Genomic DNA, 19,777 nt, shown 5'->3' on the forward strand with positions numbered 1-19,777 from the left:
TGACAGGTGTCATGGACCACGCACGTGTGTCCGGACGCCGCCGGGTGAGACCAACCGCTTGTCGCTGGGGAGCGGACGAGCGGTTCCCGGCCGGGGTCGCCGTCTCGGGGGATGGCGGCCCCGGCCCCATCCCCGGCCTTCCCACGTCACTCGCGAGACGACCCGAGCCGATAGGTTGCCCGCGCGCGCCGTCGAGAAGAGGGATCCGTACCGCCGATGGTCTCGTCCGACCACTCCCCCGCCCAGCACGCCGTCCCGACCGGCCCCGCCGGCACCGTGCGGCACGCACTCGCCCTCGTCCGCGACACGATCCCGCCGCTGCACCCCGGCGGCGCCCCCGTCATCGGGGCGGTCGCGGCCGCCGCGTTCGGCCTGCGGGCCCTGCGGGGTCGCGGCACGTTCGCCGCGCTGGCGGCCACCGCCGGCGTCGCCGCGTTCTTCCGCGCCCCGCCGCGCACGACGCCGCGGCGCGACGGCATCGCCGTGGCGCCCGCCGACGGCACCGTGAGCCTCGTCGACACCGCCGAGCCGCCCGAGGACCTCGTCGCGCTCGGCCTGCCGCCCGGTCCGCGTCCGCGGGTCAGCGTGTTCCTGTCGGTCTACGACGTGCACGTCCAGCGCGTGCCGGTCGACGGGCAGGTCCAGGCCGTGGAGCACCGGCCGGGCGGGTACCTGTCCGCCGACCTCCCCGCCGCCAGCGACACCAACGCGCGCACCGCGCTGTGGGTGCACGGCACCGAGCAGTCCGGCGGCCACGACCTGGTGGTCCTGCAGATCGCCGGGCTGGTGGCGCGCCGGATCGTGTGCGACGCCGCAGCGGGCGACGAGGTCCGCGCGGGCGAGGTGTACGGGCTCATCCGGTTCGGCTCGCGGGTCGACCTGCTGCTGCCGCCGGGCAGCACGATCCACGTCGAGCCCGGCCAGCGCGCCGTGGGCGGCGAGACGGTGCTGGCGGACCTGCCGCCCGCCGACCGAGCCGGTCGCGGCACACGATGACCCCCGAGACCGTGGCGGAGCGCCCCGGCGGCCGCGGGGTGCGGCTGCTGCCCAACGCGGTGACCGTCCTCGCGCTGTGCTCGGGACTCTCGGGCGTGCAGTTCATGATCTCGGACAACCCCGTCGCCGCCCTGGCCGCGATCGCCCTCGCGGCGGTGTTCGACGCGCTCGACGGGCGCCTGGCCCGCCTGCTCGACGCGACGAGCCGGATGGGTGCCGAGCTGGACTCGCTGTCGGACTGCGTCTCGTTCGGCGTCTCACCGGCCCTGATCCTCTTCCTCTGGACGCTGGACGACATCCGGATCGGCTGGGTCGTCGCGCTCGTGCTCGTCGTGTCCGCGGCGCTGCGCCTCGCCCGCTTCAACACGCTCTCCGACGACGACGAGGCGCCGCCGTATGCCGGTGAGTTCTTCGTCGGCGTGCCCTCCCCCGCGGGCGCGCTCGTGGCGCTGGCCCCACTGGCGCTCGAGATCCAGCTCGGGCCCGGGTTCTGGTCCCAGCCCGTCGTGGTCGCCGTGTGGACGGTGCTGGTCGGCACGCTCATGATCAGCCGGGTGCCGACGGCCTCGCTGAAGAGCGTCCGCGTGCCGCCCCCGCTGGTCGCGCCCCTGCTGGTCGCGGTCGCCTTCGCCGCGGCGGCGCTCGTGACGTTCCCGTTCGTGGTCTACGGGGTGGCCGTCGCGGCCTACCTGCTGCACATCCCCTACGCGGTCAGCCGCTACCGGTGGCTGGGCCGGCACCCCGAGGTCTGGCACGTGCCGCCGCGGCAGCGCCGGGCCGTGCGCCGCGCCCACCGTCGCCTCGGCCTCGCGCCGCCCGGGCGCCCGCTGCGCCGGCGGGTCGCGGGCGCCGCCGCCCGCGCGGGCTCCGCGGCCCGCAACATCGGCCGCGACCGCGACCAGCGCGAGCGGGACCGCGACCGCTTCCGACCCGGGGACTCCCCGCCGCTCCCGCCCGCCCCGCCGGCCCCTCCGGCCGAGCGCAACGGCCGGGGCGACGGGCGGCGGGACGGAGCCCGTGACGGCGAGCGCGGACCCCGGCCCCGTGGCTCCCGCCGGCTCGGCCTGCGCCGCGACCGGGACGGCCGCCGGTGAGCGCCCCGGACGGCATCGACCTCCTCGCCCGGCTCGGCACCTCCGCCGGCGACGCGCGTCGCGGGGTGGTGCGCCTGCACCCCGAGGTCATCGCGGCCCTGGGCGTCGAGGCGTGGGACGCGGTGCGCGTGACCGGTGTGCGGACGACCGCGGCCCTCGTCGCCCCCGCCGGCGACCACGCGGGCCCGGGCACGGCGGTGCTGGACGAGACGACGATGGTCAACGCCGGTGTCGTCGACGGCTCGACGGTCGGGGTGGCGGCCGCACCGGTCGCCGTCGCGCGCCAGGTCGAGCTCGCGGGCTCCCGGCTCGCCACCGCGGCGCTCGCCCCGGAGACGCTGCGCCTGGCGCTGACCGGCAAGGTCCTGCTGCCCGGCGACACGCTCTCCCTGCTGCCCCAGGACCTCGCGCCCGTCCCGGGCGCCGACGCCGCCGGCGCGCGCCGGGGCCTCGCCGCGGCGCTCGGCGGGACCTGGACCACCGAGCTGGTCACCGTCACCGCCGCCGAGCCCCCGGGCGGCGCCGACCCCGCGGCCGCCCTCGTCGTCGCACCGACGACGGTCGTGAGGTGGCGCAACGGGGCGAGCACCGGCACGGGACCCCCCGCCTCACCCGCCGCGATGCCCGCCGGGGTCGCCGCCGCGGACGCCGCGGGCCCCGGACCCGGCGCCCGCGCGGGGAGGTCGCCGGCGTCGGTCGTCGGCTCCGCCGGACCGGCTGCCTCCACGTTGAGCTCCGTGCCCACCCCCGCCCCCGAGGAGGCACCGGCCGAGCCGACCGTCGCCGTCGCCGACCTCATCGGCCAGGCCGAGCCCGCCCGCCGTCTCGGCGAATGGTTCGACCTCGTGTTCCAGCGCCCCGACCTGCTCGAACGGCTCGGGGCCGCGCCGCGACTGGGTGTGCTGGTCAGCGGGCCGGAAGGGGTCGGCAAGGCGACGCTCGTGCGCGCCGTCGCCGCCGAGCAGGGCGTGCGGGTGGTGCGCCTCGACGCCCCGGCCGCCGCGGCGATCGAGGCGGGCGCCGCCGCCGCGCGCGTCCGGGAGGCCGTCGACGACGCGACCGCGAGCGGCCCGACGGTCCTGATCGTCACCGACGGCGAGGTGCTGCTGCCGGCCACGGACCCGCCGCCGCTGTCGACCCTCGTGCTCGAGGCGCTGCGCCGCGCCGTGGCGACGCCGGGGACCGCGCTGGTGGTGACCTCGGGGCACGCGGAGGCCCTCGACCCGCGGCTGCGCGGCGCCGACCTCGTCGACCGCGAGCTCACCCTCCCCGCCCCCGGCGACCGCGACCGCGCCGAGCTGCTGCGCGTGCTGCTGCGCGGCGTGCCGCTCGCGAAGGACGTCGACCTCGCCGCCGTCGGCGCCCGCACCCCGGGGTTCGTGGCCGGCGACCTCGTCGCCCTGCGCCGCGAGGCGGCCGTGCGGGCGGCGCTGCGCGTCGGGGCCAGCGAGGAGGACCCGACGCTGCAGACCGACGACCTGCTCGGCGCGGTGAGCTCGGTGCGCCCGGCGTCGCTGTCGTCGGGGTCGCAGACGCTGTCCTCGGGCGGGCTGACGCTCGAGCGGGTCGGCGACATGGTCGAGACCAAGCAGGCGCTCACCGAGACGGTCCTCTGGCCGCTGCGCTACCCCGACTCGTTCGCGCGCCTCGGTGTCTCACCGCCGCGCGGGGTGCTGCTCTACGGCCCGCCCGGGTGCGGCAAGACGTTCCTCGTGCGGGCGCTGGCGGGCACGGGGGCCCTCAACGTCTTCGTGGTCAAGGGTGCGGAGGTGCTCGACAAGTACGTCGGCGAGTCCGAGCGGGCCGTGCGCTCGCTGTTCGCCCGCGCCGCGGCGGCCTCTCCCGCGCTGGTGTTCCTCGACGAGATCGACGCGCTGGCCCCGCGCCGCGGCGGGTCGACGGACGCCGGCGTGGCGGACCGGGTCGTCGCCGCGCTGCTCACCGAGCTGGACGGGGCCGAGCCGCTGCGCGACGTCGTCGTGCTCGGGGCCACCAACCGCCCCGAGCTCATCGACCCGGCGCTGCTGCGGCCCGGGCGCCTCGAGCGCCGCGTGTACGTGCCGCCGCCGGACGCCGCCGCCCGCGCGGACATCCTGCGGGCCGCGTCGCGCGACACCCCGCTCGCCGACGACGTCGACCTCGACGCGCTCGCCCGGGACCTCGACCGGTACTCGGCCGCCGACTGCGCCGCGCTGGTCCGCGAGGCGGCCCTGACCGCGATGCGGACCTCGCTGGAGTCCACCGAGGTGTCGGCGCAGGACCTGGCCACCGCCCGCGAGGCCGTGCGGCCCTCGCTGGACCCGCGCCAGCTCGCCGCGCTGGAGGCCTACGCCGGCGAGAACTAGCCGGCGAGAACTAGCCGGCGAGAACTGACTGTCAGCGGAGTGGCTCCGCTGACGTTGAGTGTCCGCGGATCCGCTCCGTCGCCGGCCGCTAGCCGCGGTTCTGGCCCCAGTTGTTCGTCGCGATCACGATGACGCCGGGCGAGGCGCCGGCGATGCCGTCGAAGCGGGGCATCACGCGCAGCCCGAAGTCGCGGGCGATGGCCTCCGCGGCGCCCTGCTCGCCGGTGTTCGGCCGGTAGTAGACCGTGCTCTCGGGGATGACGCCGCTCGGGTAGTTGCCGACCTCGACGACGTTCCAGCCCTCGGCGCGCATCTGCCCGGCGGCACGGTCGGCGAGCCCGACGATCGTCGAGTTGTTGAAGACCCGGACCTCGACCGCGCGGTTGACGCCGGCGCTGCCGCCACCACCGCCGGACCCGCCGCCGAAGCCACCGAAGCCACCGCCCGAGCCGCCACCGGAACCACCGGCGACCGCGCCGGCGCCGCCGGGCGCCGGGGCACCGCCGCCGGGCACGATCGGCGCGCCGACCGCGGGACCGGCACCGACGCCACCGGGCGCGCCCGGCCCGCCGGGCTGACCGGGCACACCGCCGGGGAGGGCACCGGGCTGGCCGGGCTGGCCCGGCTGGCCGGGCCCACCGGGCTGGCCCGGGAGCGCGCCGGGGACCCCGGCCTGGTTCGGGGGCGGCGGGACCGGCGAGCCGTTGCCGGTCGCGCCGGGCAGGGGCGGCGCGGGACTCGCGGGCGCGGCCGTGGGACTGGAGGGCCCCTCACCACCGAGGGCGAGCAGGCCGACGACGGCGGCGACGCCCGCGATCGCGAGCAGCACGATGCCCGCGATCCGCATCCGTGAGGCGTCGGACCCGGGCCCTGTCATCTCCTGCTCCCCTCAGCGGACGTCGCGTCCGCCTCGCCGCTCGCTCGAGCGGATGACCGTTCGGGGATCAGGAGACCATCAACGGGGCTCCACACCGAGGCGACGCGCCGCACGGGCCCGCTGCCGACTCTGGCGCAGGCGCCGCAGGCGCTTCACGAGCATGGGGTCGGCCGCGAGGGCCTCCGGCCGGTCGACCAGGGCGTTGAGCACCTGGTAGTAGCGGGTGGCGGACATGTCGAAGAGCTCGCGGATCGCCTGCTCCTTGGCGCCCGCGTACTTCCACCACTGGCGCTCGAACGCGAGGAATCTCGCGATCGCGCCGGTCGAGCCCGTCCGAGGGCTCGTCCTGCGGGGGCTGCACCCGAACGGCGTCCGCCACGCTCCTCGCCTCCTGCCCAGCACGCCTGCCGAACCGAATGACACGCCTGTCATTCGGACCCCTCCATTACAGCACGACGCCCCGACAGCGCGGGGACTCCAGGCGTGGGAACGCGACCGGCGGCGGGCACTACGGTGCCCGCCGTGACCGTTCGGCCCGTCGTCATCCTGGGCGACCCGGTGCTGCACCGGCCCACGCGGCCCGTCGCGCCCGAGGAGCTGGGTGGCGAGTCGCTGCGAACGCTCGTGGACGACCTCTTCGAGACGATGGACGCCGCGAACGGGGTCGGGCTCGCCGCCAACCAGATCGGCGACGACCGGCGGGTGTTCGTCTTCGACTGCCCCGACCCCGAGCTGGGCGGGGAGCGCCGACGCGGCGTCGTCGTCAACCCCGTCCTGACCGCCGACCCGCCGCCGGGCACCATGCCCGACCCCGACGAGGACGAGGAGGGCTGCCTGTCGGTGCCCGGCGAGTCGTTCCCGACGGGGCGCGCGGCGTACGCCGAGGTGCGGGGCACGGACGTCGACGGGGCCGAGGTCGTCGTCACCGGAACGGGCTACCTGGCCCGCTGCCTGCAGCACGAGACCGACCACCTGGACGGGTACCTCTACGTCGACCGCCTCGTCGGCCGGTACCGCCGCGCCGCCAAGCGCGCCGTGCGCGACCACGGCTGGGGCGTCCCCGGGAACTCCTGGATGCCGGGGGTCGACCCGGACCCGTTCGGCCACTGAGGTCCGGGGTGTTGCACCGAACGCGCTGTTCGCTGCCTCTACGCGCGCGAACGCCCCGTTGATCACCCGCGCTTCCGCCCACAGCGGACAGGACGACCCGCCCCTCTGCAACGGTGTAAGCACGAGAGCATGGACGAGCTCGACGCCTACTCCCGCACCGTGAGCACGGTCGCGGCCGCCGTGGGCCCGTCGGTCGCCGCGGTGCGGGCGGGCCGGGGCAGCGGGTCGGCGGTGGTCCTCGACCGCGGGGTGCTGGTCACGAACGCCCACGTCGTCGGCGGGCACCGCGCGGGCGAGGTGGCGTACGCCGACGGCAGCGAGGGCCGGGTCACCGTGCGCGGCACCGACCCGCTCTCCGATCTCGCCGTCCTCACGACCACCGACCCGACCCCGCCCGCGCTGGAGATGGGCGACGCGGGGCGGCTCGTCGTCGGGCAGCTCGTCGTCGCCGTCGGGAACCCGCTGGGCCTCGCCGGATCGGTCACCGCCGGCGTGGTCAGCGGGCTGGGACGGGCGCTGCCGGTGCGCAGCCGCACCGCGAGCCGCGTGGTCGAGGACGTCATCCAGACCGACGCCGCACTGAACCCGGGCAACTCCGGCGGCGCGCTCGCCGACGCGTCGGGGCGGGTGGTCGGCATCAACACCGCGGTGGCCGGGGTGGGCCTGGGCCTCGCGGTGCCGATCACCGCGACCACCCGGCGCATCCTCGCGAGCCTGCGCGAGGACGGCCGCGTGCGCCGCGGCTACCTCGGGCTGGTCGGCGCGCCCGCGCCCCTGCCCGCGGAGGTCGCCGCGCGCCTGGGGCGCCCGCGCGGGCTGCGCGTGGCCGAGGTGGTGCCCGGCAGCCCCGCCGCGCGCGCCGGGCTGCACGCGGGCGACCTCGTGGTGTCGGCGGACCGCGAGCCGGTCAGCGACGCGCAGGGCCTGCAGCGGCGGCTGTTCGCGACCTCGATCGGGCGGACGATGCCGGTCACGGTGCTGCGGGGCGAGGCGATGGTCGACGTGCTCGCCGTGCCGTCGGAGCTGACCGACCACTGACCATGTGCGTGATCATCGAGCTATGGCTCAGAAGATCACGCACGAGGCCGGTCGCGTTGCCGGGCGCCCGGGTCGGCGGTTAGCGTCCGCGCGGTCGCCGGGCACCCCGGCGGCACCACGCGGGAGTCCGCCGGGAGCGGGCTGAGAGGGCGGCTGGTGGCCGCCGACCGCCGGACCAGCCGGGTCATGCCGGCATGGGAGGAACGACGATGCCCGCACCCACCCCGCCCGTCGCGCTGGCGATCGCCGGCACCGACTCCGGCGGCGGCGCCGGGATCACCGCCGACGTGCGCGCGTTCACCGCCTGCGGCGTCCACGGCGCCGTCGCGATCGCCGCGGTGACCGTGCAGAACTCCGTCGGCGTCGAGGGCTTCCACGCGATCCCGCCCGACGTCGTCGCCGCACAGATCCGCACCGTCGCGGGCGACATGGGCGTCGACGCCGCGAAGACCGGCATGCTCGCGTCGACCGAGATCATCGAGGCGGTGGCCGCGGCCGGCGACGAGGTCGGGCTGGGCACGCGCGTGCCGTTCGTCGTCGACCCCGTCGCGGCCTCGATGCACGGCCACCAGCTCCTGGCCGACGACGCGCTCGAGACCCTGCGCACGGTGCTCGTCCCGCGCGCCACGCTCGTCACGCCGAACCTCGACGAGGTGCGCCTGCTCGTCGGGGTCGAGGTGGTCGACGACGCCACGGCGCGGGAGGCGGCCCGGGCGCTGATCGACCTCGGGGCGGGCGCGGCGCTGGTCAAGGGCGGGCACCTCGCCGACTCGTCGGAGGTCACCGACCTGCTCGTGGGCGCCGACGGCACCGAGCACGCGTTCACCTCGCCGCGCCGGGACACCGTGCACAGTCACGGCGGCGGGGACTCGCTGGCGTCGTCGATCACCGCGGGGCTGGCGCGGGGCATGGCGCTGGTCGACGCCGTGGCGCTGGGCAAGGCGTACATCACCCGCGCGGTCGACCACGCCTACCCGCTCGGCGCCGGCCACGGGCCCGTGTCGTCGCTGTGGTCGGTGGCCGCGTGGGAACCCACGTGAGCAGTTGCCGCCCCTATAGGGTCGGCAACTGCTCACATACCCGGCAGCGATGATGTCCTGATGGCCGAGACCCCGCCCCGCGCGCTGACGATCGCCGGCTCCGACTCGGGCGGCGCCGCCGGGCTGGAGGCCGACCTACGGGCGATGACGGCGTGCGGCGTGCACGGGTGCGTGGCCGTCACCGCGGTGACCGTGCAGAACTCGCTCGGGGTCTCCGGGGTGCACCTCGTGCCGCCGGAGACGGTCGCGGCGCAGGTGCGGGCGGTGGTCACCGACATCGGGGTGGGCGCGGCGAAGACCGGGATGCTCGCCTCGGCGACGATCATCGAGGCGGTCGCCGACGTCGTCGACGAGGTGGGGATCGGGCGCGCCGAGGAGGCCGTCCCGTTCGTCGTCGACCCCGTCGCGGCGTCGATGGCCGGGGAGCCGCTGCTCGCCGAGGACGCGATGGAGGCCATCCGCACCCGGCTCTTCCCCCGCGCGGCCCTCGCGACCCCGAACCTCGACGAGGTCCGCCTGCTCGTCGGCGTGACCGTCACCGACGCGGCGAGCGCCCTCGAGGCGGCGCGGGCGCTGCACGCGCTGGGCCCGCGGTACGTGCTGGTCAAGGGCGGGCACCTGCGCGGGTCGCCGGAGGTCACCGACCTGCTCTTCGACGGCGAGCGGACCTGGGAGTTCTCCGGCCCCCGCATCGACACCCCGCACGTCCACGGCGCGGGCGACGCCCTGGCCAGCGCCACCTGCGCCGCGCTGGCCCGGGGCCTCGCGATGCCCGATGCCGTCGCCTCGGCCGAGCGCTACATCCGCCGCGCGGTCGCCGAGTCCTACCCGCTGGGCGCCGGCGTGGGCCCGGTGTCGCCGCTGTGGGCGGTGGACGCCCACGTCTGAGGCCCGCCGCTCACAGGGTGGCCTCGCCGAAGACCACCTTCTCGGCGCGGCGCAGGCGCCAGCGCGTGACCGGCAGCAGGACCGTGAGCACCGGGCCGGCGGCGCGGCGCAGGTCGGCCATCTGCTCCGGGGTCGCGGCCGCCGCCACCCGCGGCAGGACGAACGGCATGTCCCCGGCGCGGTCGCGCACCGCGGTCTCGACGGCGTGCCAGTCGGTCTGCGGCACGTGCGCGAGGATGACCGGGAACAGGTCGCGCTCCTCCTCGGCGACGTGCTCGGCGAGGAGGTCGGCGAGGGCGGCCAGGTGCTGGGCGAGCAGCCGGGCGGCCGGGTGGCCCGGGATCGCCGCGGCCGGCACGCGCGCCAGCTCCTCCGCCGCCGCGCGGACCTCGCCCAGCAGCGGGTCGAGGGCGGCGTGGTCGTCGGTGAGCGCGGCGAGGTCGACGCGGTCGCCCGCCCAGCGCTCGAGCACCGGCCACAGGACGTCGTCCTCGGCCTCGTGGTGGTGGTGGATCTCGTCGGCCACCCGCCCGATCCAGCGAGCGAGCGCGGCGCCCCGGGCCCGGTCGACACGCTCGGCGCCGGAGGCGATGCGCGCGGCGAGGTCGGCGAGACGGCGGGTGTCGGCGCACATCGCGCGGTGGCCCAGGGTGATGCCGAGGAGGTCTTCGGTCCGGGTCGGGGCCGTAGCGGTCATCGTTGCTGCTCCGTTCGTGGTGCGGCCGACCGGGGTGATCGACACACCGTGAGCGTCGGCGACGGCGCTTGCGGACGACTTGCGGCGTCTCAGGAGCCGAACAGCAGCCGCTCCCGCCGTCGCACGGCACACCGGGCGAGCGCGCCCCGCGGACCGGGCCGGGCCGGGGCCACGTCGAGGACCGCCAGCAGAGCCGGGTCGGTCACGCCCCCGAGGTCCCCGACGGGCGGGTGGGCCGCGAGCCGGTCGCCCAGCGCGGCCAGCAGCCCCGCGAGGCGGCGCAGGCGGGCGAAGTCCTCGGCGCTCGCGACGGCGGCGGGGCGCACCAGCAGCGCGCCGACCACCCCGCGCGCGACGCGGCGCACCTCGTCGACCGGGTCGAGCAGGTCGTCGCGACCCGCGGCCAGGTGGCGGAGCACGCCGCCCACGCGCTCGACCCGGTCGCCGAGGGCCAGCGCCCGTCGCTCGCCGAGCGCGTCGGTGCCGACGGCCACGTCGTCCACCAGCCGCGCCAGGCGCCGCACGTCGACGAGCAGCGCGCGGGCCACGGGGCACGCGGGGTCGGTCCGGGGGTCGGGCGGGGCGAGCGTCACGCGGGGCTCCTGCGTCGGGATCACGGGGGAGGGACGTGCCCAGGGTCGTGATCACCACTTGGAGCCGACTTGCAGACCTCAGCTCCCGTCCTCGGGCCCCAGCTCGCGGATCGGCGACCCGTCGGCCCAGGCCCGGATGTCCTCGACGGCGTCGCGGTAGAAGACCTCGTAGGTGCCCTCGGTGACGTAGCCGAGGTGCGGGGTGAGGACGGTGTTCGGGGCGGTGCGCAGCGGCGCGTCGACGGGCAGCGGCTCGGTGCCGAACACGTCGAGCCCCGCGCCCCCGATCGTCCCGGCGTGCAGGGCCTCGACCAGCGCCTCCTCGTCGACGATCGGCCCCCGCGAGGTGTTCACCAGCAGCGCCGTCGGCGTCATCCGCGCGAGGTCGTCGCGGCCGAGGAGGCCGGTCGTGCGCGCGGAGAGCTTGAGGTGGATGGTCACGACGTCCGACGTCGCGAGCAGCTCGTCCTTGCCCACCGGCGTGACGCCCCGGCTGCGGGCGTCGTCCGGGTCGAGGTGCTCGCTCCAGGCCACGACGTCCATCCCGAGGGCGAGCCCGACAGCGGCGACGGGTGCGCCGATGCCGCCGAGGCCCACGACGCCGAGGCGACGTCCGGCGAGGTCGCGGCCCACCGTGTGCTGCCAGCGGCCCTCCCGGACCGCCCGGTCCTCGGCGGGCACGTGCCGGCAGAGCGCGTGGATCAGCGCCCACGTCATCTCGACGGTCGGGGCGTTGCTCGACACGCCGCCGGTCCCCGACACCGTCACCCCGCGCTCGCGGGCCGCGGCCACGTCGATCGCGACGTTGGCGGGCCCCGTGGTCACGAGCAGGCCGAGGTGCGGCAGGCGCTCGAGGACGTCCGCCGGGAAGGCGGTGCGCTCCCGCATGGCGACGACGACGTCGTAGGGCTCGAGCGCGGCGACGACGCCGTCGGCGTCCCCGAGGTGCTCGCCGAAGAACGTGACCTCCTGCGCGCCGAGGGCGTCCCAGTCGGCGTAGGTGGACGCGACCTGCTGGTAGTCGTCGAGGACGGCGATCTTCCGCGGAGCCACGGGCGGGGTGTGCCCCTGCGGGTGCGGGGGCACACACCCGCCGTGCCTGCCGACCCGGACCCGGCGCCCGTCCTGCGACCGACGCGCGCGGGTTGGCCGGTGTACGCCGAGCGCCCGCGGCGCCGGGCGCGCCAGTTCCTCGCCGACGTGGCGGTCCTCGCGTGGGTGGCGGTGGTCGTGTCGGTGGCGTCGCTGCTCCACGACACCGTCCTCACCCTCCGGGGGCCGGGGCGCCAGCTCGGCGACGCGGGCGCGAACGTCCGCGACACCTTCGCCGGCGCCGCCGAGACCGCCGGCCGGCTCCCCTTCGTCGGGGACGACCTGGCCCGCGCCCTGTCGGGCGGCACCCGGGCCGGGGAGAACATCGTCGCCGCCGGGGAGCAGGAGATCGCGGCGGTCGAGGCACTGGCCTCCGGGGTCGCGTGGACGGTAGGGCTGCTCGCCGCCGTGCCCGTCGTCGTCGCGTGGGTGGTGCTGCGGGTGCGCTGGATGATCGCGGCGCGGGCGGTGCTCGCCCTGCGCGACGGGCTGCGCGGCAGCGTCGGCGACGCCGACCTGCTCGCCCTGCGCGCGCTGGCCCACGGCTCGCCGCGCCGCCTCGCGCGGGTGCCCGACGCGGCGGTCGGCTGGCGCCGCGGGGATCCCCACGTCCTCGCCCGCCTCGCCGAGATGGAGCTCGGCCGCCTGGGGCTGCGGGGCCCGTCCCTCGTCCGCGCGCCGGCCGGGGGCGTACGGTCCGGGACGTTCACGGACGACACGGACGACAGCGCCGCGCCCGGCCCCCGACGTCCGGCCGGGGTCGACCCCGACGAACGGTGGGGTGACACACCCCCGTCACCGGGTCCGCCGGGCCGCCCGACGTCCTAGCCTCGGCCCCCGGTCGGCGGCGTCGCTCGCGGGGGAGGCAGAGTGGACACGGTGGTGGACCCTTCACGCCTGGCCGCGCTGCGGTCGCGCGTCGTGGGCTGGGCGGCACGCCGCTACCTCGCCTGGCGCAGCCGACGCGGGCTCGACCCCGTCACGTTGCTGCCCGACCACGCGCTGACCCCGCTGCGCCGCGAGGGTCTCGACCCGGTCCCGGCGATGCGCGAGGCCCGCGAGGACGCCCCGGTGCGCCACTTCCCGCTGCCCTTCGGGGTGACGGCGTGGCTGGTCACCGGGCACGAGGAGGCCCGCACGGTCCTGGGTCGCACGCAGGGGCTGTCCAACGACTTCAGCCACCTCATCGGGCAGGCCGGGGTCGAGGAGGGCCAGAACCCCGGCGGCCTCGGCTTCACCGACCCGCCCGAGCACACCCGGCTGCGCCGCCTGCTCACGCCCGAGTTCACCTCGCGGCGCCTCGCGCGCCTCGGCCCGCGCATCAGCGAGATCGTCGAGGGGCGCCTCGACGCGATGGCCGAGCTCGCCGCCGCCGGGGAGCCGGTCGACCTGGTGCGCGACTTCGCCACCCCGATCCCGTCGCTGACGATCTGCGAGCTGCTCGGGATCCCCTACGAGGAGCGCGACGAGTTCCAGGCGCTCTCGACGGCACGGTTCGACCTGTTCGGCGGCGCGGGCGCGGTGTTCGACAACATCTCCGGCTCGTTGCAGTACCTGCGCGGGGTCGTCGAGCGTCAGCGCGTCGAGCCCGGCGAGGGGCTGCTCGGCCAGCTCATCCGCGACCACGGCGACGAGCTCGACACCGACGAGCTCGCCGAGCTGGCCGACGGGCTGCTCACCGGCGGGTTGGAGACGTCGGCGTCCATGCTCGCGCTCGGCGCCATGGTGCTGCTGCGCGACCCCGAGAGCTTCGCGCTGGTGCGCGACGAGCCGGCCGCCGTGCACGGCTTCGTCGAGGAGCTGCTGCGCTACCTGACCGTCGTCCAGATCGCGTTCCCGCGCTTCGCGACCGAGGACATGACCCTCGGCGGCGTGGACATCAGCCGGGGCGACGGCATCCTCGTCTCGCTGTCGGCCGCCGACCGCGACCCGCGCCTGACCCCGGACCCCGAGCGGTTCGACCCCCGCCGCCCGCCGACGCCGCACCTCGCGTTCGGGCACGGGATCCACCGCTGCATCGGCGCCGAGCTCGCCCGCATGGAGCTGCGCACGGCCTACCCGGCCCTCGTGCGCCGCTTCCCGGGGCTGCACCTGGCCCCCGACGCCGGGTCCCTGGACGACCAGCCGTTCCGGACCACCTCGATCGTCTACGGCGTCGACGCCCTCCCGGTCGCCCTTCACTGACCTGGCTGTCGGGTACGAGCGATGCGGCATCGCTGGCGTCAGTCGCCAGGATCGCCACATCCTCGCCGGCGCGACACGCCGAGGCCCTCGACGCCGACGCCCACGGCGGGGGCGACTGACGCACGGGGTGTTTCCAGCCTGGCGTCCACGCTGGCACTCGACGCCAGGAAGGCCTCCACGATCGCCGCGCGGACTCGAGAGGTCACGGTCGGCCGGCGTCCACGGCGAAGCGCGAAGGCCGGGAGGTTCACGGCGTGGAGCGCGCCGACCGAGCGGCTCGGCGAGCACGCCGTCGCGATCATCGGCGCGCTCGCGGGGCTGCGCTGGCGAGCGGGTGGATTTCCTGACGTCCAGCGCCGGCGTGGACGCCAGGCCGACACCCCGTGCGTCGCGAGCCCCGGGTCTCGGCGTGTCGCGCGGGCGAGGATGTGGCGATCCTGGCGATGAGTGCCAGCGATGCCGCATCGCTCGCCCCCGCGGGCGCGACGCCGGCGCTACTCGACCGCCGGGCTGGAGGCCTGGGCCCACCAGCGGCGGGGGATGCGGCCGGCGCCGTGGGCCGCGCGGCCGGCCTCGACCGCGAGGCGCATGGCGTGGGCCATGGTCTCCGGGTCCGAGGCGCGGGTGACGGCCGTGGCGAGCAGCACGGCGTCGCAGCCCAGCTCCATGGCCAGGGCCGCCTCCGACGCCGTGCCGATCCCCGCGTCGAGCACCACGGGCACGTCCACCGACGCCGTGATCATCTCGATGTTGTGCGGGTTGCGGATGCCCAGCCCGGTGCCGATCGGCGCGCCCAGCGGCATGACGGCCGCGCACCCGGCGTCGGCGAGCTTCGACGCGAGCACCGGGTCGTCGTTCGTGTAGGGCAGCACGGTGAAGCCGTCGTCGACGAGCTGCTCGGCGGCGTCGAGCAGTTCGATCGGGTCGGGCAGCAGGGTCCGGTCGTCGAACACGACCTCGAGCTTGACCATTTCCGTGCCCAGCGCCTCGCGCGCCATCCGCGCCGTGTGCACCGCCTCGGCGGCCGTCCGGCACCCCGCGGTGTTGGGCAGCGCCTCGATCCCCAGCCGCTCGAGCAGCGCGAGCACCCCCGGCCCGCCGCCGGCGTCGAGACGGCGCATGGCCACCGTCGTCAGCTCGGTGCCCGACGCGACGAGCGCGCGCTCGAGCACCGTCAGCCCCGAGGCGCCCCCGGTGCCCATGATCAGCCGCGAGCCGAACTTGCGGCCACCGATCTCCAGCGGATCCACGTCAGCCTCCCTGCACCGCGGTGAGCACCTCGACGTGGGTGCCCTCCAGCAGCTGCACGGTCGCCCAGCTCGCGCGCGGGACGACGGTGCCGTCGACGGCCACGGCGACGCCCCGCTCCGGCACGCCGTGCGCGTCCATGAGCGCGGCGACGGTGGTGCCGGCGGGCACGTCGCGCCGGTCCTCGTTGAGCCAGACGGTGGTCATCGCTCCCCCTCCCTGCGCCGGCATGACCCGGATCAGGTTCGACGGTCGGAGCCGCAGCTCCCTCTCAGCCCGTGGCCGGGCTCCCGTGGTGTCCGTTTCACCGTACGCGCGCCGGTCAGGGGCGCGCAGCCGCCGCGGGGCGCGCCTCCTCGGGCAGCGGCTCCCCGCGCAGCACGGCGGCGACGGCGTCGACGGTCACGGCCACGAGCAGCATCCCGTTGCGCCCGTGACCCGTCGCCGCCACGAGCCCCGCAGGACCGACCGGCCCGAGCAGCGGGAGGTTGTCGTCCGTCCCCGGCCGGAACGAGGCCGCGGTCTCCTCGAGCGAGTAGTCGGCGATGCCGGGCAGCACCCGCTCGACGTCGGCGACGAGGTCGCGCACGCCCCCGACCAGCACGTCCGGATCGAAGCCCGCCTCGTACTGGGTCGCGCCGACCACCAGCCGGCCCTCGTCCCGCGGGACCGCGTAGACCGGCCGGCCGCTCACCGCGGCGCGCACGGTCCGCGACGGCGGCGGCAGCGACGACCGCCGGGCCCGCACGCGCAGGATCTCCCCCTTGACCGGGCGCACCCGCTGCGCCAGCGCCGGGTGCAGCGCCGCCGACCACGCCCCGGCCGCGACGACCACCCGGTCGGCCTCGAGCACGGAGCCACCGGAGCCACCGGAGCCACCGGAGCCACCGGAGCCACCGGAGCCCTCCAGCGCCACCCCGGTCACCCGCGCCCCGTCGTCGAGCACCCGCTCCACCCGCCGGCGCTGCACGACGACCCCGCGCTCCCGGCCGGCCGCGCCCAGCGCCGCGAGCAGGGCGCGGTTGTCGACGGCCAGGTCGTCGGGCACCGCGAGACCGGCCCGCACCGCCGGCCCCAGCGCGGGCTCGAGCCGGCGCACCGCCCGCCCCGACAGCCGCTCGACGTCCCGGCCCCAGGCGCGCAGGTGCTCGGCGACGCGGTCGAGGTCGGCGACGTCCGCGGCGTCGAGCGCCACCTGCACCGTGCCCTCGCGGCGCAGGCCCACCGGCGAGCCCGCGTCCCGCGCCACCGCCTCGGCGAACGCCGGCCAGCGCGCCAGCGACGCGGCGCCGAGCTCGAGGACCTCCCGCTCGCCGGGCCACGCCTCGCTGATCGGGGCGAGCATGCCCCCGGCCACCCGCGAGGCCCCGGAGCCGGGCTCGGGGTCGACGAGCACGACCTCGCCCGCCACCCGCTCCCGCGCCGCGGCCCAGGCGATCGCGGACCCCACCGCGCCCGCACCCACGACGACGAGCCGGTCCCGCACGGTGACGGACGGTACGCGATACCGTCGCGACGGTGAGTGCGCCGACCACCGACCGGACCGCCCGCCGCGCGCGCCTCCAGGAGGCCCGGCTCTACCTGTGCACCGACGCGCGCCGTGACCGCGGGGACCTCGCCGCGTTCGCCGACGCCGCCCTGCGCGGCGGGGTGGACATCGTCCAGCTGCGCGAGAAGGGCCTCGAGGCGCGCGAGGAGCTCGCTGCGCTCGAGGTCCTCGGGGCGGCGGCCCGCCGGCACGGGGCGCTGCTCGCCGTCAACGACCGCGCCGACCTGGCCCTCGCCGCCCGCGCCGACGTCCTGCACCTCGGCCAGGACGACCTGCCCGTGCCGTGGGCGCGCCGGGTGGTGGGCGACGACGTGCTCATCGGCCGCTCCACCCACGACGCCGACCAGGCCGCCGCGGCCGCGACGGAGCCCGGCGCCGACTACTTCTGCACCGGCCCCTGCTGGCCGACGCCGACCAAGCCCGGCCGCCCCGCCCCCGGCCTCGACCTCGTGCGCACCACGGCCGCCGCGGCGCCCGCGCGGCCCTGGTTCGCGATCGGCGGGATCGACCACGAGCGCCTCGGCGAGGTGCTCGACGCCGGCGCGACCCGGATCGTCGTCGTCCGCGCCATCACCGACGCCGACGACCCCGAGGCCGCGGCCCGCACCCTGCGGAGTGCGCTGACGCGCCTCACGTCGCCACGGTCAGCGTGAGGCGCTCGGCGCGCAGGATCTCCGCGATCGGCTGGTAGAGGCTCGTGCCGCCGGGGGTGGTGCAGTCGCCCGTGCCGCCCGAGAGCACCCCGAGCGCCGAGCCGCCGGCGACGAACGGCCCGCCCGAGTCGCCGCCCTCGCTGCAGGCCGTCGTCAGCACGAGGCCCTCGACGGGGCCGGCGGCGTAGTTGGCGGTGACGTCGACCGCGGTGACCGTGCCGCAGCGCCACCCCGTCGTCGACCCCGAGCGGCACACCGAGGCGCCGACGGCCGCGGTCGCCGTCCCCGTCATCGAGCGGGTCGTGGAGCCCTCCGCGGCCACCGACGGGGTCGGCCGCCAGCCCGGACCGACGTCGACGACGCCCCAGTCGCCCGTGCGGTCGAACACCGAGCTGCGGATCGGGCCGATCGGCGCGGCGTTGGCGCCGGTGACGTCGCCGCCGCGGTTGGTGCAGTGCCCCGCGGTGACGAACCGGGGCTCGCCGGTGGCGGTGCGCGCCGAGAAGCCCAGCGAGCACCGCGACCGACCGACGCGGATGATGTCGCCGCCGACGAGGTCGTAGACGGGTGGGTCGGCGCGCGGCGTCGGCGCCGCGACGCCCTCGACCACCCGCACCGAGGCGTCCACCCGGCGCGCCTCCTCGACGAACGCCGCACCCCGGGCGTCGCGGGGCTGCGCGCTGAGCGCGAGGACCACCGTGCGTGTCGCCGGGTCCACCCACCACGCGCTCACCGCGGCCGGCGCGCCGCGGGACTCGGCGAGCCGGTCGAGGCGCTCCTTGACCGCGGTCAGCTCGGCCGGCGAGGACGCCGGAGCCGCCGAGGAGACCGGTGCCGACCCCAGTGACACCACGGCCACCGCCACGAGCACCAGCAGGCCCCCGCGCGCCCGCCGACCCATGCCCACCCCCGCTGCCCGTCCGAGACCTGTCACTCGATCGTCGGTCGAGACACCGACGGCCGGGCGGAACGCTAGATCGTCCGCCCGGCCGTCGGTGGGAGTGGCGCCGCGATGTCAGCCGTTGGTGGCCCCGCCGCCGGACCCGTTCGAGCCCGGCAGGTTCGGCAGGAGCCCGCCCGGCGAGGTCCGGGTCGTCGGCCGCGAGGTGCTGGTGTCCGGCTCCCGGGTCGCCGTGTCCCCGCCCTGCTGCTCGTCCTGCTGCTGGTCCTGGCTGCTCGACGTGGAGGTCGGCGCGTCGGTGTCCTCGGTCGCCGAGTCCTCGGGCGTCGTCGTGGCCTCGCCGCCGTCGGTCGGCTGACCGAACAGGCTCCCCACCGACGTGCCGCCGGACCCGCCCGAGAGCGGCCCGCCCGCGGCGGTCTCGACGCCGAACGTCGCGATCAGGGCGATGACGAAGACGCTGGCCGCGAGGCCGCCGAGCGTCACCCACGTCTTCCAGCCCAGCCCCTTGAGCAGGGCCAACGTGCCCGCGAGCGAGAAGCGGCGCCGCGGCGGCTCCGGCTCGAGCGGTGCCACCTGCGTGACGTCGCCCGGCCCACCGGGGCCACCGGGGCCACCGGGACCGCCGGGCCCGCCGGGCCCGCCCGGACTGTTCGGCGGGCCCGGCTGACCCATCGCCGCGGTCGGTCCACCGCCGGGCGGCGTGCCCGTCTGGCGGCTCTGCGGGATGAACGCCGTGGAGCGGGCCTCGGTCGGCGGCGCCCCGGGCGCCCCCGGCGCCGGCGACGTCGGCGGGCCGTTCGGGTCGACGCGCGCGTGCACGCGGGTCGGGTCGCCGACACCCTCGGCGCGCAGCGCCACGCGTCCCGGTGCCAGGGGCTGGCCGGGCCGACCGGTCGGCGGGCCCGCGGGGCCCGGGACGCGCCGCGTCGGGTCGGACGGCGGGGCGCCGGGCCGCACCTGGCGCTGCGTGGGCGGCACCGGGGCGCCCGGGCCCGGCGTCGGCGGACCCCCGGGGCCCCCCGGGCCCACCGGGCGCCGGCCGGGCTGCACCTGGGTCGGCGCCGCCGGGGCCTGCGCCGCCGGGGGCGAGCCGGCGGCCCGTCCGACGGCGGTGGCCACCCGGGTGTTGGCGCCGGTCACGACGAGGCGCTGCTTGACCCGGTCCCGGGTCACCTCGAGCGACTTCTGGTACAGCGCCGCGCCGACCGTACTGACGATCGACGCGATCGCGGCGCCGCCGATGGTGCCCACCACGCCGATGAACGATCCGAGGATCGCCGCCGTCGCGGCCGCCAGCGCACTGGCGATGATCTGCGGGAAGGTCAGGCCGAGCCCGGCCGAGGAGGAGGCGTCGGACTTCTCTTCGGGGTTCGCTGGTGACATGGCTCCCGGACACGGATCGGGGTCGGCTGGTACGGGCCTGGCGTGCCGGCGGGGTGGGTCTGTGTCGGACGACGTCGACATGACGC

General features: G+C 77.4%; 19 protein-coding genes, 1 pseudogene and 1 riboswitch. Of the genes and pseudogenes, 10 read left to right on the top strand and 10 right to left on the bottom strand.

What is annotated here, in order from left to right; translation table 11 throughout:
* Positions 1–216 precede the first annotated feature (216 nt).
* From ACYX4T_RS14675 to ACYX4T_RS14685, 3 genes are read left to right on the top strand one after another with little or no spacing between them, the layout of a single operon-like run.
* Positions 217–996, top strand: coding sequence for a phosphatidylserine decarboxylase (locus ACYX4T_RS14675; protein ID WP_476010039.1), 780 nt, complete (start codon positions 217–219; stop codon positions 994–996).
* A complete protein-coding gene (gene pssA, locus ACYX4T_RS14680) occupies positions 993–2,090 on the top strand; it encodes a CDP-diacylglycerol--serine O-phosphatidyltransferase (protein ID WP_476010040.1) in 1,098 nt (365 codons plus the stop codon). Before ACYX4T_RS14675 ends, pssA begins: the two co-directional genes overlap by 4 nt.
* Positions 2,087–4,435, top strand: a complete 2,349-nt coding sequence (locus ACYX4T_RS14685; protein WP_476010041.1) for an AAA family ATPase — start codon at positions 2,087–2,089, stop codon at positions 4,433–4,435. Before pssA ends, ACYX4T_RS14685 begins: the two co-directional genes overlap by 4 nt.
* Before the next feature lie 88 nt (positions 4,436–4,523).
* Here the strand turns inward: ACYX4T_RS14685 and ACYX4T_RS14690 are convergent, their stop codons facing one another.
* Positions 4,524–5,312 carry a LytR C-terminal domain-containing protein gene (locus ACYX4T_RS14690; RefSeq protein WP_476010042.1) on the bottom strand — a complete coding sequence of 263 codons (789 nt, stop codon included), beginning with the start codon at positions 5,310–5,312 and terminating at the stop codon, positions 4,524–4,526.
* Positions 5,313–5,390: 78 nt separating this feature from the next.
* A pseudogene (locus ACYX4T_RS14695) lies at positions 5,391–5,691 on the bottom strand (DUF3263 domain-containing protein).
* A gap of 143 nt (positions 5,692–5,834) precedes the next feature.
* Here ACYX4T_RS14695 and ACYX4T_RS14700 point away from each other — a divergent pair.
* The 4 genes from ACYX4T_RS14700 to thiD (ACYX4T_RS14715) all read left to right on the top strand — a co-directional run bounded on the left by ACYX4T_RS14700 (position 5,835) and on the right by thiD (ACYX4T_RS14715) (position 9,388).
* Positions 5,835–6,422: a peptide deformylase gene (locus ACYX4T_RS14700; protein ID WP_476010043.1), complete on the top strand. Its 588-nt coding sequence runs from the start codon at positions 5,835–5,837 to the stop codon at positions 6,420–6,422.
* 129 nt (positions 6,423–6,551) lie between these two features.
* Positions 6,552–7,460: a S1C family serine protease gene (locus ACYX4T_RS14705; RefSeq protein WP_476010044.1), complete on the top strand. Its 909-nt coding sequence runs from the start codon at positions 6,552–6,554 to the stop codon at positions 7,458–7,460.
* Between the two features lie 209 nt (positions 7,461–7,669).
* Positions 7,670–8,500: a bifunctional hydroxymethylpyrimidine kinase/phosphomethylpyrimidine kinase gene (gene thiD / locus ACYX4T_RS14710; protein ID WP_476010045.1), complete on the top strand. Its 831-nt coding sequence runs from the start codon at positions 7,670–7,672 to the stop codon at positions 8,498–8,500.
* A gap of 60 nt (positions 8,501–8,560) precedes the next feature.
* Positions 8,561–9,388, top strand: a complete 828-nt coding sequence (gene thiD, locus ACYX4T_RS14715; protein ID WP_476010046.1) for a bifunctional hydroxymethylpyrimidine kinase/phosphomethylpyrimidine kinase — start codon at positions 8,561–8,563, stop codon at positions 9,386–9,388.
* 10 nt (positions 9,389–9,398) lie between these two features.
* On the opposite strand, the gene ACYX4T_RS14720 is transcribed toward thiD (ACYX4T_RS14715), so the two are convergent.
* The 3 genes from ACYX4T_RS14720 to ACYX4T_RS14730 all read right to left on the bottom strand — a co-directional run bounded on the left by ACYX4T_RS14720 (position 9,399) and on the right by ACYX4T_RS14730 (position 11,731).
* Entirely contained in the window at positions 9,399–10,085 is a 687-nt protein-coding gene (locus ACYX4T_RS14720) for a hemerythrin domain-containing protein (protein WP_476010047.1), read from the bottom strand.
* 89 nt (positions 10,086–10,174) lie between these two features.
* Positions 10,175–10,678 (bottom strand): hypothetical protein, encoded by a 504-nt coding sequence (locus ACYX4T_RS14725; RefSeq protein ID WP_476010048.1) that lies wholly within the window; start codon positions 10,676–10,678, stop codon positions 10,175–10,177.
* Between the two features lie 78 nt (positions 10,679–10,756).
* Entirely contained in the window at positions 10,757–11,731 is a 975-nt protein-coding gene (locus ACYX4T_RS14730; protein WP_476010049.1) for a D-2-hydroxyacid dehydrogenase family protein, read from the bottom strand.
* 42 nt (positions 11,732–11,773) lie between these two features.
* On the opposite strand from ACYX4T_RS14730, the gene ACYX4T_RS14735 reads away from it, so the two are divergent.
* Positions 11,774–12,598 (top strand): hypothetical protein, encoded by an 825-nt coding sequence (locus ACYX4T_RS14735; protein ID WP_476010050.1) that lies wholly within the window; start codon positions 11,774–11,776, stop codon positions 12,596–12,598.
* Between the two features lie 69 nt (positions 12,599–12,667).
* The gene (locus ACYX4T_RS14740; protein WP_476015281.1) at positions 12,668–13,954 is read left to right on the top strand and encodes a cytochrome P450; all 1,287 of its coding nucleotides are present in this window, start codon (positions 12,668–12,670) and stop codon (positions 13,952–13,954) included.
* Between the two features lie 494 nt (positions 13,955–14,448).
* On the opposite strand, the gene thiG is transcribed toward ACYX4T_RS14740, so the two are convergent.
* The 3 genes from thiG to thiO form a co-directional block, all read right to left on the bottom strand.
* A complete protein-coding gene (thiG, locus tag ACYX4T_RS14745) occupies positions 14,449–15,204 on the bottom strand; it encodes a thiazole synthase (protein ID WP_476010051.1) in 756 nt (251 codons plus the stop codon).
* 1 nt (position 15,205) lies between these two features.
* Entirely contained in the window at positions 15,206–15,409 is a 204-nt protein-coding gene (gene thiS / locus ACYX4T_RS14750; protein ID WP_476010052.1) for a sulfur carrier protein ThiS, read from the bottom strand.
* A riboswitch (TPP riboswitch) is annotated at positions 15,402–15,506 on the bottom strand. Its footprint overlaps the gene before it by 8 nt.
* A gap of 18 nt (positions 15,507–15,524) precedes the next feature.
* Complete coding sequence (gene thiO / locus ACYX4T_RS14755) at positions 15,525–16,688, bottom strand: glycine oxidase ThiO (protein ID WP_476010053.1); 1,164 nt, start codon at positions 16,686–16,688, stop codon at positions 15,525–15,527.
* A 32-nt stretch (positions 16,689–16,720) separates the two neighbouring features.
* On the opposite strand from thiO, the gene thiE reads away from it, so the two are divergent.
* A complete protein-coding gene (thiE, locus tag ACYX4T_RS14760; RefSeq protein WP_476010054.1) occupies positions 16,721–17,404 on the top strand; it encodes a thiamine phosphate synthase in 684 nt (227 codons plus the stop codon).
* On the opposite strand, the gene ACYX4T_RS14765 is transcribed toward thiE, so the two are convergent.
* Both ACYX4T_RS14765 and ACYX4T_RS14770 read right to left on the bottom strand, forming a co-directional pair.
* Positions 17,382–18,305: a S1 family peptidase gene (locus tag ACYX4T_RS14765; protein ID WP_476010055.1), complete on the bottom strand. Its 924-nt coding sequence runs from the start codon at positions 18,303–18,305 to the stop codon at positions 17,382–17,384. The genes thiE and ACYX4T_RS14765 overlap by 23 nt on opposite strands.
* Positions 18,306–18,419: 114 nt before the next feature.
* Positions 18,420–19,691, bottom strand: coding sequence for a hypothetical protein (locus ACYX4T_RS14770; RefSeq protein WP_476010056.1), 1,272 nt, complete (start codon positions 19,689–19,691; stop codon positions 18,420–18,422).
* Between the last annotated feature and the right edge of the window lie 86 nt (positions 19,692–19,777).

It is taken from the genome of Actinomycetospora sp. ABD4_176, from assembly GCF_056311855.1.

Excerpts from the sequence above, each read along its gene's own strand:
- ACYX4T_RS14770 (WP_476010056.1), bottom strand. The coding sequence starts at position 19,691 with ATGTCACCAGCGAACCCCGAAGAGAAGTCCGACGCCTCCTCCTCGGCC.
- thiD (WP_476010046.1), top strand. The coding sequence starts at position 8,561 with ATGGCCGAGACCCCGCCCCGCGCGCTGACGATCGCCGGCTCCGACTCG.
- thiD (WP_476010045.1), top strand. The coding sequence starts at position 7,670 with ATGCCCGCACCCACCCCGCCCGTCGCGCTGGCGATCGCCGGCACCGAC.
- ACYX4T_RS14675 (WP_476010039.1), top strand. The coding sequence starts at position 217 with ATGGTCTCGTCCGACCACTCCCCCGCCCAGCACGCCGTCCCGACCGGC.
- thiS (WP_476010052.1), bottom strand. The coding sequence starts at position 15,409 with ATGACCACCGTCTGGCTCAACGAGGACCGGCGCGACGTGCCCGCCGGC.
- pssA (WP_476010040.1), top strand. The coding sequence starts at position 993 with ATGACCCCCGAGACCGTGGCGGAGCGCCCCGGCGGCCGCGGGGTGCGG.
- ACYX4T_RS14765 (WP_476010055.1), bottom strand. The coding sequence starts at position 18,305 with ATGGGTCGGCGGGCGCGCGGGGGCCTGCTGGTGCTCGTGGCGGTGGCC.
- ACYX4T_RS14720 (WP_476010047.1), bottom strand. The coding sequence starts at position 10,085 with ATGACCGCTACGGCCCCGACCCGGACCGAAGACCTCCTCGGCATCACC.
- ACYX4T_RS14705 (WP_476010044.1), top strand. The coding sequence starts at position 6,552 with ATGGACGAGCTCGACGCCTACTCCCGCACCGTGAGCACGGTCGCGGCC.
- ACYX4T_RS14690 (WP_476010042.1), bottom strand. The coding sequence starts at position 5,312 with ATGACAGGGCCCGGGTCCGACGCCTCACGGATGCGGATCGCGGGCATC.